This is a genomic window from Bordetella genomosp. 6 (assembly GCF_002119705.1).
Lineage (GTDB): Bacteria > Pseudomonadota > Gammaproteobacteria > Burkholderiales > Burkholderiaceae_B > Bordetella > Bordetella bronchiseptica_F.
The window spans coordinates 505,175-520,423 of the sequence record NZ_CP021107.1; the positions used below are offsets into that span (position 1 = coordinate 505,175).

At 68.8% G+C, this 15,249-nt stretch carries 14 protein-coding genes; 10 read left to right on the forward strand and 4 right to left on the reverse strand.

Going from position 1 to position 15,249, the window contains the following annotated elements:
• Positions 1-11: 11 nt before the first annotated feature.
• Together CAL11_RS02455 and CAL11_RS02460 are read right to left on the reverse strand one after the other, a co-directional pair.
• Positions 12-620, reverse strand: a complete 609-nt coding sequence (locus CAL11_RS02455; RefSeq protein WP_033461690.1) for a KdsC family phosphatase — start codon at positions 618-620, stop codon at positions 12-14.
• Positions 617-1,606 carry a KpsF/GutQ family sugar-phosphate isomerase gene (locus tag CAL11_RS02460; RefSeq protein ID WP_086092054.1) on the reverse strand — a complete coding sequence of 330 codons (990 nt, stop codon included), beginning with the start codon at positions 1,604-1,606 and terminating at the stop codon, positions 617-619. The genes CAL11_RS02455 and CAL11_RS02460 overlap by 4 nt, the downstream gene beginning before the upstream one ends.
• Before the next feature lie 105 nt (positions 1,607-1,711).
• On the opposite strand from CAL11_RS02460, the gene purT reads away from it, so the two are divergent.
• The 8 genes from purT (at position 1,712) to CAL11_RS02500 (ending at position 10,671) form a co-directional block, all read left to right on the forward strand.
• Complete coding sequence (gene purT / locus CAL11_RS02465) at positions 1,712-2,932, forward strand: formate-dependent phosphoribosylglycinamide formyltransferase (protein ID WP_086092055.1); 1,221 nt, start codon at positions 1,712-1,714, stop codon at positions 2,930-2,932.
• 146 nt (positions 2,933-3,078) lie between these two features.
• A complete protein-coding gene (locus tag CAL11_RS02470) occupies positions 3,079-3,624 on the forward strand; it encodes a GbsR/MarR family transcriptional regulator (protein ID WP_033461683.1) in 546 nt (181 codons plus the stop codon).
• An 83-nt stretch (positions 3,625-3,707) separates the two neighbouring features.
• The gene (locus CAL11_RS02475; protein ID WP_086092056.1) at positions 3,708-5,327 is read left to right on the forward strand and encodes a cytochrome ubiquinol oxidase subunit I; all 1,620 of its coding nucleotides are present in this window, start codon (positions 3,708-3,710) and stop codon (positions 5,325-5,327) included.
• Positions 5,328-5,342: 15 nt separating this feature from the next.
• Positions 5,343-6,497 carry a cytochrome d ubiquinol oxidase subunit II gene (gene cydB / locus CAL11_RS02480; protein ID WP_033461681.1) on the forward strand — a complete coding sequence of 385 codons (1,155 nt, stop codon included), beginning with the start codon at positions 5,343-5,345 and terminating at the stop codon, positions 6,495-6,497.
• Between the two features lie 13 nt (positions 6,498-6,510).
• Positions 6,511-6,636 (forward strand): cytochrome bd-I oxidase subunit CydX, encoded by a 126-nt coding sequence (cydX, locus tag CAL11_RS02485; protein WP_086092057.1) that lies wholly within the window; start codon positions 6,511-6,513, stop codon positions 6,634-6,636.
• Positions 6,633-8,384 carry a thiol reductant ABC exporter subunit CydD gene (cydD, locus tag CAL11_RS02490; RefSeq protein ID WP_086092058.1) on the forward strand — a complete coding sequence of 584 codons (1,752 nt, stop codon included), beginning with the start codon at positions 6,633-6,635 and terminating at the stop codon, positions 8,382-8,384. Before cydX ends, cydD begins: the two co-directional genes overlap by 4 nt.
• Positions 8,381-10,060 (forward strand): thiol reductant ABC exporter subunit CydC, encoded by a 1,680-nt coding sequence (gene cydC, locus CAL11_RS02495; RefSeq protein WP_086092059.1) that lies wholly within the window; start codon positions 8,381-8,383, stop codon positions 10,058-10,060. The genes cydD and cydC overlap by 4 nt, the downstream gene beginning before the upstream one ends.
• Before the next feature lie 62 nt (positions 10,061-10,122).
• Positions 10,123-10,671: an adenine phosphoribosyltransferase gene (locus CAL11_RS02500; protein ID WP_033446416.1), complete on the forward strand. Its 549-nt coding sequence runs from the start codon at positions 10,123-10,125 to the stop codon at positions 10,669-10,671.
• Between the two features lie 12 nt (positions 10,672-10,683).
• Here CAL11_RS02500 and CAL11_RS02505 read toward each other — a convergent pair whose 3' ends face one another.
• Positions 10,684-11,574, reverse strand: a complete 891-nt coding sequence (locus tag CAL11_RS02505; protein WP_033461671.1) for a LysR family transcriptional regulator — start codon at positions 11,572-11,574, stop codon at positions 10,684-10,686.
• A gap of 243 nt (positions 11,575-11,817) precedes the next feature.
• On the opposite strand from CAL11_RS02505, the gene CAL11_RS02510 reads away from it, so the two are divergent.
• On the forward strand, positions 11,818-12,201 hold the full coding sequence (locus tag CAL11_RS02510) for a DUF4148 domain-containing protein (protein ID WP_068927284.1): 384 nt from the start codon (positions 11,818-11,820) through the stop codon (positions 12,199-12,201).
• 193 nt (positions 12,202-12,394) lie between these two features.
• Positions 12,395-13,501: a porin gene (locus CAL11_RS02515; protein WP_033461666.1), complete on the forward strand. Its 1,107-nt coding sequence runs from the start codon at positions 12,395-12,397 to the stop codon at positions 13,499-13,501.
• Positions 13,502-13,697: 196 nt separating this feature from the next.
• On the opposite strand, the gene ilvA is transcribed toward CAL11_RS02515, so the two are convergent.
• Entirely contained in the window at positions 13,698-15,206 is a 1,509-nt protein-coding gene (gene ilvA, locus CAL11_RS02520; protein ID WP_086092060.1) for a threonine ammonia-lyase, biosynthetic, read from the reverse strand.
• Positions 15,207-15,249: the final 43 nt, after the last annotated feature.

The following is a 15,249-nucleotide window of genomic DNA, read 5'->3' on the forward strand; positions in this document are numbered from 1 at the left end:
CCTGATAACGGTTACTGGATGGCGCCGGGCCCGAGCAGGGCCGGCGTGCCCAGGAAGGCGCCCAGGCGGCCCTGGGCGGCAAGCAGCAGGTCGCAGCATTCGCGCGCCGCGCCCTGGCCGCCCGGCTGGCTGGATACCCAGTGGGCGGCCTGCGCCACGTAGCCCGGCGCATTGGCGACGCTGGCGGCGAAGCCGGCGCGCTGCATGGCCGGCAGGTCGATGATGTCGTCGCCCATATAGCCGGTCTGATTGAGTTGGACGCCCACGCGCTGGGCAAGTTCACTCAGGGCGCCGCCCTTGTCGCGTACGCCCTGCAGGACTTCGGCGATGCCCAGCTCGGCGGCGCGCCGGTCGGCGATGGGGCCGGAGCGGCCGGTGATCAGGGCCACTTTCAGGCCGCCTTCCATCAGCAGCCGCAGGCCGTGCCCGTCCAGCGCGTGGAAACGCTTGAACATTTCGCCGTGCTCGCCGTAGTAGAGGCCGCCATCGGTCAGCACGCCGTCGACGTCGAAGACCATCAGGCGCACGGCGGCGGCGCGTTCGCGCACCGAGGCGGGGATGCGGGCGAGCACCAGGGCTTCGGCGGGGTGCGGCACGGAAACGGTAGAGTTCTTGGTCATACTACTTTGGCTGCCATCAGGTCGTGAGTATGCAGGGCGCCGATCAGCACGCCGGCGGTGTCCACCACCAGCATCTGGTTCAGGCGGCGGTCGTCCATTTGCTGCGCGGCCTCGGCGGCCAGCGCGTCAGGCCCGATGGTACGCGGAGCGCGGGTCATGCCGTCGGCCACCGTCAGGCTGCGGATGTCGCCGACCCGCTCGATCAGGCGGCGCAGGTCGCCGTCGGTGAAGATGCCCACGGGCTTGCGCCGCGCATCGACGACCGCCGTCATGCCCATGCCCTTGGCCGAGATTTCCTCGAGCGCGCGGGGCAGGGGGGCGTCTTCGGCGACGATGGGCAGCGCCGGCCCGTGCCGCATCACGTCGCGCACATGGGTGAGCAGGCGGCGGCCCAGGGCCCCGCCAGGGTGGGAGCGGGCGAAATCCTCGCGGCCGAAGCCGCGCGCCTCCAGGCAGGCGACCGCCAGGGCGTCGCCCAGGGCCAGCGCCGCCGTGGTGCTGGCGGTGGGCGCCAGGTTGAGCGGGCAGGCCTCCTGGGACACGCTGGCGTCCAGGTGCACGTCGGCCAGGCGGGCCAGCTCGGATTCGGCGTTGCCCGTAATGGCGATCAGCCCCGCGCCCATGCGGCGCACCACCGGCAGGATGGTCAGCAGCTCCTGGCCGGTGCCGGAGTAGGAAATCGCGATCAGGACGTCGTCGCGGGTGATCATCCCCAGATCGCCATGGATCGCTTCGGCGGCGTGCACGAAAAAGGCCGGCGTGCCGGTGGAGGCGAGGGTGGCGGCCAGCTTGCGGGCAATGTGCCCGGTCTTGCCTATGCCGCTGACCACGACGCGTCCGCGGCAGGCCAGCAGCATGCCGACGACCTGCACGAAGCTGTCGTCGAGCCGGGCGGCGAGGTCGGCAATGGCTTGCGCCTCGGTCTGCAGCGTGCGGCGTGCCGAGGCGAGAATGGCCTCGGGCGTAGGGTCGGGATGAGCGCTCATGGGGCGGATTTTAATCGCACTGCGTCAAGTTGCCGGGTCCGGGCCCCTATGGCATGCTGGCGGCTCCTTTTTGCGCCCTTTTTCCTTTCAGGCAGGCCCGTCGTCATGTCCACCTTTCCCGCGCCGGTTCTCGGCACCCCGCTGTCTCCAACGGCTACCCGCGTCATGTTGCTGGGCGCCGGCGAACTTGGCAAGGAGGTGGTGATCGCCCTGCAGCGCCTGGGGGTGGAGGTCATCGCGGTCGACCGCTACGCCGACGCGCCGGGCCACCAGGTGGCGCATCGCGCCCACGTCGTCTCCATGACCGATCCGCAGGCGCTGCGGCGGGTCATCGAGCAGGAGCGCCCGCATGTGGTCGTGCCCGAAATCGAGGCCATCGCCACCGACCTGCTGGTCGCGCTGGAGGACGAAGGCGCCGTGCGCGTCACGCCCACCGCCCGCGCCGCCCACCTGACCATGAACCGCGAAGGCATCCGCCGGCTGGCCGCCGAGACCCTGGGCCTGCCCACCTCGCCCTACCGTTTCGTCGATACCGAGCAGGCGCTGCGCGAGGCCATCGACGGCGGCATCGGCTATCCCTGCGTGATCAAGCCGGTCATGTCATCGTCGGGCAAGGGCCAGTCGGTCATCCGCTCGGCCGATGACGTCGCCGCCGCGTGGCGCTACGCCCAGGAGGGCGGGCGCGTGGGCGCCGGGCGCGTGATCGTCGAGGGTTTCATCGAGTTCGACTACGAGATCACCCTGCTGACGGTGCGCGCCCGCGGCGCCGACGGGAAGATCGTGACGCAGTTCTGCGAACCCATCGGCCATCGCCAGGTGGATGGCGACTATGTCGAGAGCTGGCAGCCCCATCCCATGTCGCCGGCCGCGCTGCAGCGCTCGCGCGAGATCGCCCTGGCCGTGACCGGCGACCTGGGCGGCCTGGGCATTTTCGGGGTGGAGCTGTTCGTCGCTGGCGACCAGGTCTGGTTCTCCGAAGTCAGCCCGCGTCCGCACGATACCGGCATGGTCACCCTGATTTCCCAGGTGCAGAACGAATTCGAGCTGCATGCGCGCGCGCTGCTGGGCCTGCCGGTGGACACGCGCCTGCGCCAGCCGGGCGCAAGCAGCGTCATCTACGGCGGGGTCGATGCCCGCGGCGTGGTCTTCGAGGGCGTGGCGCAGGCGCTGGCCGAGCCCGGCACCGACATCCGCCTGTTCGGCAAGCCCGAGGCTTACGCCAAGCGCCGCATGGGCGTGGGGCTGGCCGTGGCCGACGACGTGGACCAGGCGCGGGCCAAGGCGGCGCGCGTGTCGCAGGCCGTGCGCGTGCGCGTAGGCGCCTGAAGACCGCCTGCGCAGGCAAACGCCGCCGTCAGGCGGCGTTTTCATTTGCGCGACGGACCGGCAAGGCCGCCGCCACGGTCTTGCCTTTTCTTTCATGACGTTCGATAATTTCAGGAATTTCTGAAATCAGGGTAACAAATATTGTCGTGGCGCTTTCTCCCCAAACCGAACGGTTCGTGCTGCATTTTGGCGAAATGGGTAGCCGCTGGGGCGTAAACCGCACCGTGGGGCAGATCTATGCCCTGCTGTTCCTGTCGCCCAAGGCCCTGCATGCCGACGATATCGCCGAGGCGCTGGGCTTTTCGCGTTCCAACGTCAGCATGGGCCTGAAGGAGCTGCAATCGTGGCGGCTAGTCAAGCTGGTGCATCAGGTCGGCGACCGGCGCGATTATTTCGAGACTCCCAAGGATGTTTGGGAAATCTTCCGCATCTTGATGGAAGAGAAGCGCAAGCGCGAAATCGATCCCACCCTCACACTGTTGCGCGACACCTTGCTGGAGCGGCCCGCCGACGAGGCGCAAGCCTATGCGCAGCAGCGCATGCACGAGATGCTGGAGCTGATCGAGCTGTCCACGGGATGGTTCGACGAGGTGCAGCGCCTGCCGCCCGAAACGCTGCAGAACCTCATGAAACTGGGTTCAAAAGTGCAGAAAGTGCTGGGTTTTGCCGGCAAACTGCGCGGCAAGGATTGAATCTGGCTGTTGTTTGTTGAGGATCATCCCTATGAAGTTGTACGTAACGCCCTTATCATGGCCTGCGAGCGAGCCGGGAGGCCATGTCGGCTGTCCGGGCCGGCCCACCGTCTGGGAGCGTCCCCATGATTGACCTCGATGTCGTCAACCTGTCGCGATTCCAGTTTGCCGCGACCGCGCTATACCACTTCCTGTTCGTTCCCCTCACGCTCGGCCTGTCGTTCATCCTGGCCATCATGGAAAGCGTGTACGTCATGACCGGCCGCCAGATCTGGAAGCGGATGACGATGTTCTGGGGCACGCTGTTCGGCATCAACTTCGCCCTGGGCGTGGCCACCGGTGTGGTCATGGAGTTCCAGTTCGGCATGAACTGGTCCTACTACAGCCATTACGTCGGCGACATCTTCGGCGCGCCGCTGGCGCTCGAGGGCCTGATGGCGTTCTTCCTCGAAGCCACCTTCGTCGGCCTGTTCTTCTTCGGCTGGAACCGCCTGTCCAAGGTCGGCCACCTGGTGGTGACCTGGCTGGTGGCGTTCGGCACCAACTTTTCGGCGCTCTGGATCCTGATCGCCAACGGCTGGATGCAGAACCCGGTGGGCGCGATGTTCAATCCGGACACCATGCGCATGGAAATGACCGACTTCGCCGCCGTGCTGCTCAACCCGGTGGCGCAGGCCAAGTTCGTGCACACGGTCAGCGCCGGCTACGTGGCGGGCGCGATGTTCGTGATGTCGATCAGCGCCTGGTACCTGCTCAAGGGCCGCCACGTCGACCTGGCCAAGCGTTCGATGGCGGTGGCGGCCAGCTTCGGCCTGGCGTCGGCGCTGTCGGTGGTGGTGCTGGGCGACGAAAGCGGTTACCTCACCACCGAACACCAGAAGATGAAGATCGCGGCCATCGAGGCCATGTGGCATACGGAGCCGGCGCCGGCCTCGTTCAACCTGATCGCCATTCCCAACCAGGAAGAGCGCAGGAACGAGTTCGCGATTTCCATTCCATACGTCATGGGGCTGATCGGCACGCGCTCGCTGACCACGCCGCTGCTGGGCATCGACGACCTGGTGCGGCGCGCGGAGGTGCGCATCCGCGAGGGCATCACCGCCTACGAGGCGCTGCAGCGCGTGCGTGCCAATCCCAAGGATGTCGACGCGCGCATGCTGTTCGAGCGCACCTGGCCGGACCTGGGCTACGCCCTGCTGGTCAAGCGCTACCAGCCCGACCTGTCCAAGGCCACCGACGAGCAGATCGCGCAGGCGGCGCTCGACACGGTGCCGAACGTGGCGCCGCTGTTCTGGGCGTTCCGCGTCATGGTGGCGGTGGGCTTCTACCTGATCCTGTTCTTCGGCGTGGCGTTCTGGCTGGCTTCGCGCGGGCGGCTCGACAGCCGGCCCGGCCTGCTCAAGGTGGCGTTGTGGAGCCTGCCGCTGCCATGGGTGGCGATCGAGAGCGGCTGGTTCGTGGCCGAGTATGGCCGCCAGCCCTGGGTGATCGAGGGCGTGCTGCCGACCTACTACGCGGCATCCGGCCTGACCATCACGGACCTGGCGATCAGCCTGGCCATCTTCCTGGTGCTCTATACGGTGCTGCTGGTGATCGGCGTCAAGGTGATGCTGCATGCCGTCAAGGCCGGGCCGAAAGGCGAGGCGAGCGAGCCGGCCGGCCGGCGCGCCGATCCGGTCCAGGCGGCCGTCGATGCGTATTGATGGGGGAGAACGCACATGGATAGCTTGATTCCTTTCGACTATGCCACCCTGCGCGTGCTCTGGTGGCTGCTGCTGGGCGCGCTGCTGATCGGTTTCGCCGTGATGGACGGCTTCGACCTGGGCGTGGCGGCGCTCTTGCCGCTGGTCGCCAAGACCGATGTCGAGCGGCGCGTGGTGCTCAACGTGGTCGGCCCGGTATGGGAAGGCAACCAGGTCTGGCTGATTACCGCCGGCGGGGCGATCTTCGCGGCCTGGCCCTTGCTGTACGCGGCGTCGTTCTCGGGTTTCTACCTGGCCATGATGCTGGTGCTGGTCGCCCTGATCCTGCGGCCGGTGGGCTTCAAGTACCGCAGCAAGATGGAGGGCACGCGCTGGCGCAGCCGCTGGGACGCGGTGCTGTGCTTCTGCGGCGTGGTGGCCGCGCTGGTGTTCGGCGTGGCGATGGGCAACATCATCCTCGGCGTGCCGTTCGGCTTCGACGCGGCGACGCTGCGGCCCGAATACGAAGGCCATTTCTACCAGCTCTTCAAGCCGTTCGCGCTGCTGGCCGGCCTGGTCAGCGTGGCGATGATGGTGATGCATGGCGGCGTGCTGCTGGCCTGGCGCACGCATGACCCGGTGTCCTCGCGCGCGCGCAACTGGGGCCGCCTGGCGGCGCTGGCCACGGCCGCGCTGTTCGTGGCGGGCGGCTTCTGGGTGGCGTATGGCCTGGACGGGCACGTGATCACCAGCGCGGTGGACATGCATGCGCCGTCCAATCCCATGCTCAAGACCGTGGAGGTGCAGGCCGGCGGCTGGATGGCCAACTACGAGAAATGGCCGTTGACCTGGATCGCCCCGGCGCTGGGCGTGGGCGGCGCGTTGCTGGCCTGCCTGCTGCTCAGCGCGCGCGCCAACGTCCTCGCCTTTCTCGCCTCGTCGGCGTCGATCACCGGCATCATCCTCACGGTCGGCTTCGCGCTGTTTCCGTTCATCATGCCGTCGTCGAGCCGGCCCGGCGCCGGGCTGACGGTCTGGGACGGGTCGTCCAGCCTGCTGACGCTGTGGATCATGCTGCTGGCGGTGGCGTTCTTCCTGCCGATCATCACGGTCTATACGGCCTGGGTGTATCGCGTCATGCGGGGCAAGGTCACCGAGGATTCGGTGGACGGCACGCCCAACTCGTACTGATCAGGAGCCAGTCATGTGGTATTTCTCTTGGATTCTTGGCCTGAGCCTGGCGTGTGCGTTCGGCATCCTGAATGCGATGTGGTTCGAGCTGCGCGAAGGCCATGCGCACGATCCCTACAAGACGCCGGCTGACGAGTGAGCGGCGCTTCCGGTATCGAGCATGATCCCGCCGCCGCGCTGAACAAGCCGCCCCGCGAGCATTCGCGCTGGCTGGCGGTGAGGGCGCGCGCGGCGCGCGTGCCGCTGGCGGTGGCCGCCGCCGCTCCGCTGGTCGGCGGCGTGCTGCTGGTCATCCAGGCCTGGCTGCTGGCCCGCGTGCTGGACCAGGCCATCGTGCAGGGCGCGCCACGCGCCGAGCTGGCCACCCCCATTGTCGCGATCGCCGCCCTCATGCTGGCACGCGCCGCGCTGGCCTGGCTGGGCGAGCGCGCCGGCGCCGCGGCGGCCGAGCGCATCAAGCGCCAGGTGCGCGAGGCGCTGTTCGCGCGCCTGCTGGCCATGGGCCCCCAATGGTCGCGCCAGCGCGCCTCGGGCGAACTGGCCAGCGCCATGGTCGAACAGGTCGAGGCGCTGGATGCCTACTTCGCCAAGTACCTGCCCGCCATGGGCGCGGCGGCGGTGCTGCCGGTCGCCTTCGCGGTCGTGGTGCTGCCGGTCGATGTGATCGCCGGCCTGCTGCTGCTGGTGACCGCGCCGCTGATCCCCCTGTTCATGGCGCTGGTGGGGTGGGGGGCGGAGGCGGCCAGCCGCCGCCACCTGCAGGCCTTTGCGCGGCTGTCGGGTTTCTTCGCCGACCGCTTGCGCGGCCTGGCCACGCTGAAGCTGTATGGCCGCGCCGAGGCCGAGGCGCAGTCGGTCGTGGCGGCCAGCGACGCCTTGCGCCAGCGCACGATGGCGGTGCTGCGCATCGCCTTCCTGTCCTCGGCCGTGCTGGAGTTCTTCGCGGCGCTGGGCGTGGCCGGCGTGGCGGTCTACATCGGCCTGACCTACCTGGGCTTTCTCGACGTGCGGGCATCGGTGCTGACCTTGCAGGGCGGGTTCTTCTGCCTGTTGCTGGCGCCCGAGGTATACGGGCCGCTGCGCCAATTCGCCGCCCATTACCACGACCGGGCGGCCGCGCGCGCCGCGGTGGCGCAGATCGCGCGCACCTTCGACGGCCTGCCCACGCCCGAGGCGGCGGCCGCGCCGCCGGCTCATGCGCCGGCCGCGGGGCGCGGCGCGGCGCGCCTGGCCGCGAGCGGCCTGACCGTGACGCAGCCGGGCCGATCCGCGCCGGTGCTGCGCGAGGCCGCCCTGCAGCTGGACGCCGGCGCGCACGTCGCATTGCGCGGCGCCAGCGGCGCCGGCAAGACGACCTTGCTGGAGTTGCTGGCGCGCTTGCGCGACGGCGCCGGCGCCATCGCGCTGGACGGCATGCCGTTGGCCGACTGGAACGAAGCCGCGCTGCGCGAACGCGTGGTGCTGATCGGCCAAAAGCCCTATCTGTACGCTGGCTCGATCGCCGACAACATCCGCCTGGCGCGGCCCGGCGCCAGCGCCGCGCAAGTCGAGGAGGCGGCGCGCCGCGCCTGCGTCATGGAGTTCGCGCAGGCCTTGCCGCGCGGCCTGGATACGCCGCTGGGCAGCCGCGGCCACGGCCTGTCGGGAGGCCAGGCGCAGCGCGTGGCGCTGGCGCGCCTGTTCCTGCGCGACCCCGGGCTGATCCTGCTGGACGAGCCTGCCGCCCACCTGGACGCGGCGACGCAGGCGCGCGTGCTCGACGAGATCCTGGACTTCGCGCGGGGGCGCACCTTGCTGCTGGCCACGCATGCCGACGCCGTGGCGCGGCGCCTGCCGCGGCAGTGGGCGCTGGAGCAGGGCCGCCTGCGGGAGTTGCAGCCGGCATGAGTCTGTGGCGTTTACTGTTCCGCCTGTACGCGCGCCGCAAGGGCGCGCTGGCCCTGGCCCTGGCGCTGTCGCTGCTGACCGTGGCGGCGGGCGTGGGCCTGCTCGGGGTGTCGGGCTGGTTTCTTACCGGGGCGGCGCTGGCGGGCGCGGGCGCGGTGTTCAATCTGTTCGTGCCGTCGTCGCTGGTGCGCGGCCTCTCCTTCATCCGCATCGGCTCGCGCTACGGCGAGCGGGTGGCCGGCCATGCCGCCACGCTGCGCCTGCTGGCCGATCTGCGGGCCTCGGTGTTCCGCTCGCTGGTGCGCCTGACGCCGCGCCAGCTGGCCCGCTACCGCGGCGGCGACCTGGTGGCGCGGTTGACCAGCGATGTCGACGCGCTGGATACGGTGTTCCTGTTCGTGCTGGCGCCGATCGCGGTGGCGCTGGCCGGCGGCGCCATCCTGACGGCGGTCATGGGGGCCTGGATTCCGGCCGCCGCGCTGGTGGCGGCCGCGGCCTTGCTGCTGTCCTGCGCCGTGGCGCCCTGGTGGCTGGCGCGCGCCGGCCGCCGGCCCGGCGCGGCGGTGCAGGACAGCGCGGCGGCCTTGCGCGCGGCCACGCTGGACGCGGTCGAAGGCCATGCCGACATCGCGGCCCTGCACGCCGGCGCCCAGGCGCGCGCGCAGTTCGCCGACGCGTGCGAACAGTCGGCCCGGGCGCGCGCCGCGCAGGTGCGCATCGCCGCGCGCGGTCAGTGGCTGGTGCAGGTTGCCGCGGGCGCGGCGGTGCTGGCCGTGCTGTGGTTCGGGCTGGACGGACTGGCGGCGGGCGAACTGGGCGGCCCTTTGCTGGCGGGGTTGCTGCTGGCGACGATCGGCATCTTCGAAGTGGCCGGCCCGGTCATGCGCGGCGTGTCGCGCCTGGGGGCGGCGGTGGCCGCCGCCGCGCGCATCGGTGAGATCGCCGCGCGCGAACCCGACCTGCGCGATCCGGCCGCGCCGCGCGCATTGCCGCCCGTCGGCGAGCTGGCGCTGGAGGACGTGACATTCGCCTATCCCGTGCCCGATGCCGCGGCGCATCCGGTGCTCGACGGCGCCTGCCTGCGCGTGGCGCCCGGGCAACGCGTGGCCATCGTCGGCGCCAGCGGCGCCGGCAAGTCGACCGTGCTGCAACTGTTGCTGCGCCTGGAGGATCCGCAGCGCGGCGCCGTACGCTACGCCGGCTGCGATGTGCGCGAGTGCGCGCAGGCCGAGCTGCATCGCCGCGTGGCCTTGCTGTCGCAGGATGCGCCATTGTTTCTCGGCACGGTGCGCACCAACCTGCTGATCGGCGACGCGCAGGCCGACGACGCGGCGCTGTGGCGCGCGCTGGACGCGGCGCGCCTGGGCGACGTGGTGCGCGGCCTGCCGCAAGGACTCGATACGTGGATAGGCGAGACCGGCGCGGGCCTGTCGGCCGGCCAGGCGCGCCGCCTTTGCCTGGCCCGCGCCTTGCTGACCGGCGCGTCGGCCATCCTGCTGGACGAGCCCACCGCGGGCCTGGACGCGGCCACCGAGGCCGAACTGCTGGCGGACCTGGCGCGCGCCACGCAGGGACGTACCGTGGTGCTCGCCACCCATGCCCGCCTGCCGCCGGGCACGGTCGATATGGTGTACACGCTGCAAGCGGGCCGGCTGCGGCGCGCCGCGCCCATGTGACTGGCCTAAGCATCGGCGCGCGGTTATAGTTCGCCTTGCTTTTGTTTCCTGGGACGTTCACCATGCAGACCGATTACGCCGAACTGGTCCGGCGCACCATCCGCAGCGTCCCCGACTGGCCCACGCCCGGCGTGACGTTTCGCGACATCACGCCCGTGCTGCAGGATCCGCGCACGTTCCGTGTCCTGATCGACCTGTTCGTCTATCGCTACATGCGCCAGCGCCTCGATCTGGTGGCCGGCGTCGATGCGCGCGGCTTCATCGTGGGCGCGGTGCTGGCGCACGAACTGAACCTCGGCTTCGTGCCGGTGCGCAAGAAGGGCAAGCTGCCGTACCGCACCGTGGCCGAAGAATATTCGCTGGAATACGGCAACGCCGCGGTCGAGATGCATACCGATTCGGTGCGCACCGGGCAGCGCGTGCTGCTGGTCGACGACCTGATCGCCACCGGCGGCACCATGCTGGCGGCCATCAAGCTGCTGCAGCGCCTGGGCGCCAACGTGGTCGAGGCCGCGGCCATCATTGACCTGCCTTACCTGGGCGGCTCGGCCCAGATCACGGCCACGGGCACGCCGCTGTACACCGTGTGCCAGTACCAGGAAGGCGACTGAGCGCGCGCCGCCTCAGGCCGCGTTCAGGCGCGGCTGGATGAAATCCAGGAAGGCCCGTGTCTTGGCGGGCACCATGCGCGAAGGCATCAGCGCGAACAAGGGGATCGGCGTCAGTGCCCAGTCGGGCAGCACGCGCACCAGGCCTGCCTGCCTGATGGCGCGTGTCATGCTGTCGCTCATGACCAGCGGCGTGATGCCCAGGCCCTGGCCAGCCAGCCGGCCCAGCATGCCGATGTTGTTGGCCGCCAGCCGGCCCGACACCTGCACCCGCTCGACCTTGTCGCCCGATTGCAGCACCCAGTACGAGAACGCGTCGCTCATGGAGGGGCGCAGGCATTCGTGATGCCCCAGGTCGGCCGGCACGCGCGGTTCGCCATGCAGGGCCAGGTATTGCGGGGCGGCGTACAGGTGCTGGGTCATCAGCACGATCTGGCGCGCGACCAGGCTGGAGTCGGGCTGCTGCCCGAAGCGCAGCACCAGGTCGAACGGATTGCTGATGGGGTCGACCGGACGCATGCTGAGGTCGAAGTCGCATTCGATGTCGGGATACAGGCTGCGGAATTCCGGTATCACGTCGGTGAGGAACAGTTGCGCCAGGCTGGTGGGCAGCGAAATGCGCAGCCGCCCCTTGGGCTGGGCGGCCATGTCCTGCAATTGCTCGTGCGCCACGCGCGCTTCCTCGACGATATGGCGGCAGCGCTCGAAATACAGGGCGCCGGCTTCGGTCAGGTCGATGCGACGGGTGCTGCGGTTGAGCAGGCGCATGCCCAGGCCGCGCTCCAGCTCGCTGACGCGGCGCGACAGCGTGGAGGTGGGGATGTTGAGGGCTTCGGCCGCGTGGCTGAAATTCTTGCGCTTGGCCACTTCAACGAAGAGCGCGATATCGTTGAGCTGGATATCCATCTTGGACCTCTGTTCTTATGCCGCCGGCGGGTGGGCTTGCCCATCGCATGCGCGCGGCGCGAGTCCCGCCATGATAATTGGTGCGAACATACATCTTGCTTAATCATTATCCCGTCCATGGAATGAAGTTCGCCAAAATAAGGGTTTTTACTTAGGCTCGAAGCGCTGATACTTCTCCGGTCGTCATTGCGTTGACACATTGCCCCACACGGCACTGAACAACATTTAAGATTGGAGAAGTCGATGAAACGCCACGCCCTGGCCACTGCACTCATGGTTTCCGTTACGCTTGCGGGCATGTCCGCCGCCCACGCCGATGGCAAGACCCGCGAACAGGTTCGCGCCGAACTGGCTGCCGCCAAGGCTGCCGGGCAGGTGACGTTCGGCGAGCTGGACTACCCGCCCGCCGCCGAGCCCGCCGCCGGCAAGAGCCGCGCCGACGTCGCGGCCGAACTGCAAGCGGCCAAGGCCGCCGGACAGGTAACGTTCGGCGAGCTGGACTATCCCGCTCCCGCTGCCGCGCCCGCCGCCGGCAAGACGCGCGAACAGGTGCGCGCCGAGCTGGCCGCCGCCAAGGCCGCCGGCGAAGTCACCTTCGGCGAACTCGACTACCCGCCCGCCAAGTAAGGCGCGACGTCCCGCCGCGCCCGCGCAGGGCAGGGCAAGGGCCGGCGGCCGCGGCTGCCTTTCCGGTCCATTCTTCCACTGATGGGAAAGTGTTCCCCGAAGTAGGGGTTTCTCCGCTCGGGTGCAGGCCGGACACTGTTGGCGGTGCTTCGTGCGAAGCGCATGTCTTTCTTGCCATCCGTAGGGAACTGCTATGAAAAAAACACTACTGGCCGTGGCGCTGGCGACGGGTTTCGCCGGCGCCGCGCAGGCGGCCGACTCGGTGACGCTGTATGGCCTCATCGATGCCGGCCTCGGCTATGAACAGGTCAAGTTCAAGGGCCAATCGCAAAGCCGCATCGGCACGGTGCAAGGCGTCAGCAGCGGCTCGCGCTTCGGGCTGCGCGGCAGCGAAGACCTGGGCGACGGCCTGCGCGCCGTGTTCAACCTGGAGGCCGGCTTCGGCCCGCTCAACGGCAACTCGCTGCAAAGCGGCCGGCTGTTCGGCCGCCAGGCCACCGTGGGCCTGGACAGCGATTCGTGGGGCCGCCTGGAATTCGGCCGCCAGACCAACCTGGCCTCGAAGTTCTTCGGCTCGATCGATCCGTTCTCGGTGAGCTACAACTCGGCGAACATGGGTACGACGTTCAGCGCCGCCAACACCATGCGCCTGGACAACATGGTGCTGTACCAGACGCCCAGCCTGGATGGTTTCAAGTTCGGCGTCGGCTACTCGTTCAACGCGGACGACACGCTGGACGACGACAGCAATTTCGCCACCGCCGGGAACAACCGCGTGCTGACCACCGGCCTGCAGTACCTGAACGGTCCGGTCAACCTCGCCCTGACGTACGACCGCTTCAATCCCAACGACGACCGCCCCGGCGGCAAGTCCGATGCGCGGGTGCAGCAGTACGCCATCGGCGGCACCTACGATTTCGAAGTGGTCAAGCTGGCCGCGGCCTTCGGCCAGACGCGCGACGGCTGGTTCGTGGGCCAGAACATGGGCAGCACGCCCGACGGGTTCAACAAGCTGAGCTCGTTCATGCTGGCCGACGGTTTTCGCGCCAATTCGTACATGATCGGCGCCACCGTTCCGCTGGGCCGCTCGGCGGTGTTCGGCTCATGGCAGCGCGCCACGCCCAACAATGACAAGCTGACCGGCGACGACGCCACGTTCAACGTCTACAGCCTGGGCTACACGTACGATTTCACCAAGCGCACCAACCTGTACGCCTACGCCTCGTACGGCAAGAACTATGCATTCCAGCGCGACGCCAAGGACACGGCCGTGGCGATGGGGATCAGGCATAGATTCTGATACTCGGGAGCCTGTCCCCGAAGGGGACTGGCTCCCGCAAACTTCGAATTTTTGGTGCCTGTCCCTGCGGGGACAGGCACCGCCTTGGCAGTCAACCGTTCATGGCGTAGAGCGGTGTGCCTGTCCCAGTGGGGACAGGCACACCTCGCCGCGGATGTCAGCTCCCGTCCGGGGGCAGGCACCCCCTTCCCCAGGCCTACAGGAACAGCTTGTACGCCGGGTTGTCCGTTTCGTTCCAGTGCGGGTAGCCCAGTTCGGCGACGAAGCTCCTGAACAGTTTCTTGTCGGTGGGCGGAACCTGGATCCCGATCAGGATGTTGCCGTAGTCGGCGCCCTGGTTGCGGTAGTGGAACAGGCTGATGTTCCAGTCCGGGTTCATGGCATTGAGAAAGCGCATCAGCGCGCCCGGGCGCTCGGGAAACTCGAAGCGGTAGAGCAGTTCGTTGCGCGCCAGCGCCGAATGTCCGCCGACCATGTGGCGCAGGTGCGTCTTGGCCAGTTCGTCGTGCGTCAGGTCCAGGGTGTCGAAGCCGTGCCGGCGGAAGTTGGCGGCGATCTTTTCGGGCTCGGCCGGCGTGGAGACCTGCACGCCCACGAAGACGTGCGCACGCTCGGCATCGGAGATGCGGTAGTTGAACTCGGTGACGCTGCGGTTGCCGACCAGCTCGCAGAAGCGGCGGAAGCTGCCGCGCTGCTCGGGCATGGTGACGGCGAACACCGCTTCGCGCATTTCGCCCACTTCGGCGCGCTCGGCAACGAAGCGCAGCCGGTCGAAATTCATGTTGGCGCCGCATGCCACCGCGACCAGGGTCTTGCCCTTGAGCTTGTGCTCGGCCGCGTACTGCTTGGCGCCGGCCACCGCCATGGCGCCGGCGGGCTCCAGCACGCTGCGGGTGTCCTGGAACACGTCCTTGATGGCCGCGCAGATCGCGTCGGTATTGACCACCACGAAATCGTCCACGTACTGGCGCGCCAGCCGGAAGGTTTCGGCGCCCACCAGCTTGACGGCCGTGCCGTCCGAGAACAGGCCGACATCGCTGAGCTGCACGCGCCGGCCGGCGCGCACGCTGCGGACCATGGCGTCGGAGTCTTCGGTCTGCACGCCGATGATCTTGATTTCCGGCCGCAGCTGCTTGATGTAGGCGGCCACGCCGGCGATCAGGCCGCCGCCGCCGATGGCCACGAAGATCGCCTCGATCTCGCCCGGATGCTGGCGCAGGATTTCCATGCCGATCGTGCCCTGGCCGGCGATCACGTCGGGATCGTCGAAGGGATGCACGAAGGTCAGCTTTTCGCTTTTTTCCAGCTGCTGCGCGTGTTCGTAGGCGTCGGTGAAGCTGTCGCCGGCCAGCACGACCTCGCCGCCGAGCCGGCGCACGGCGTCCACCTTGACCTGCGGGCTGGTGGTGGGCATGACGATGACGGCGCGGCAGCCCAGCTTGGTGGCCGCCAGGGCCACGCCCTGGGCATGGTTGCCCGCCGAGGCCGCGATCACGCCGCGGCCGCGCGCCGCCGGCGTCAGGTTGGCCATCTTGTTGTAGGCGCCGCGCAGCTTGAAGCTGAAGACCGCCTGGGTGTCCTCGCGCTTGAGCAGCACGTTGTTCGCGATGCGCTGCGACAGCAGCGGCGCGCGCTCCAGCGGCGATTCGACGGCGACGTCGTAGACCTTGGAGGTCAGGATGCGTTTGAGGTAGTCGGTGGACATGGCGGGAAGGCGGCGCGGGAAAAAAGGCGTCGGGCAGATTACC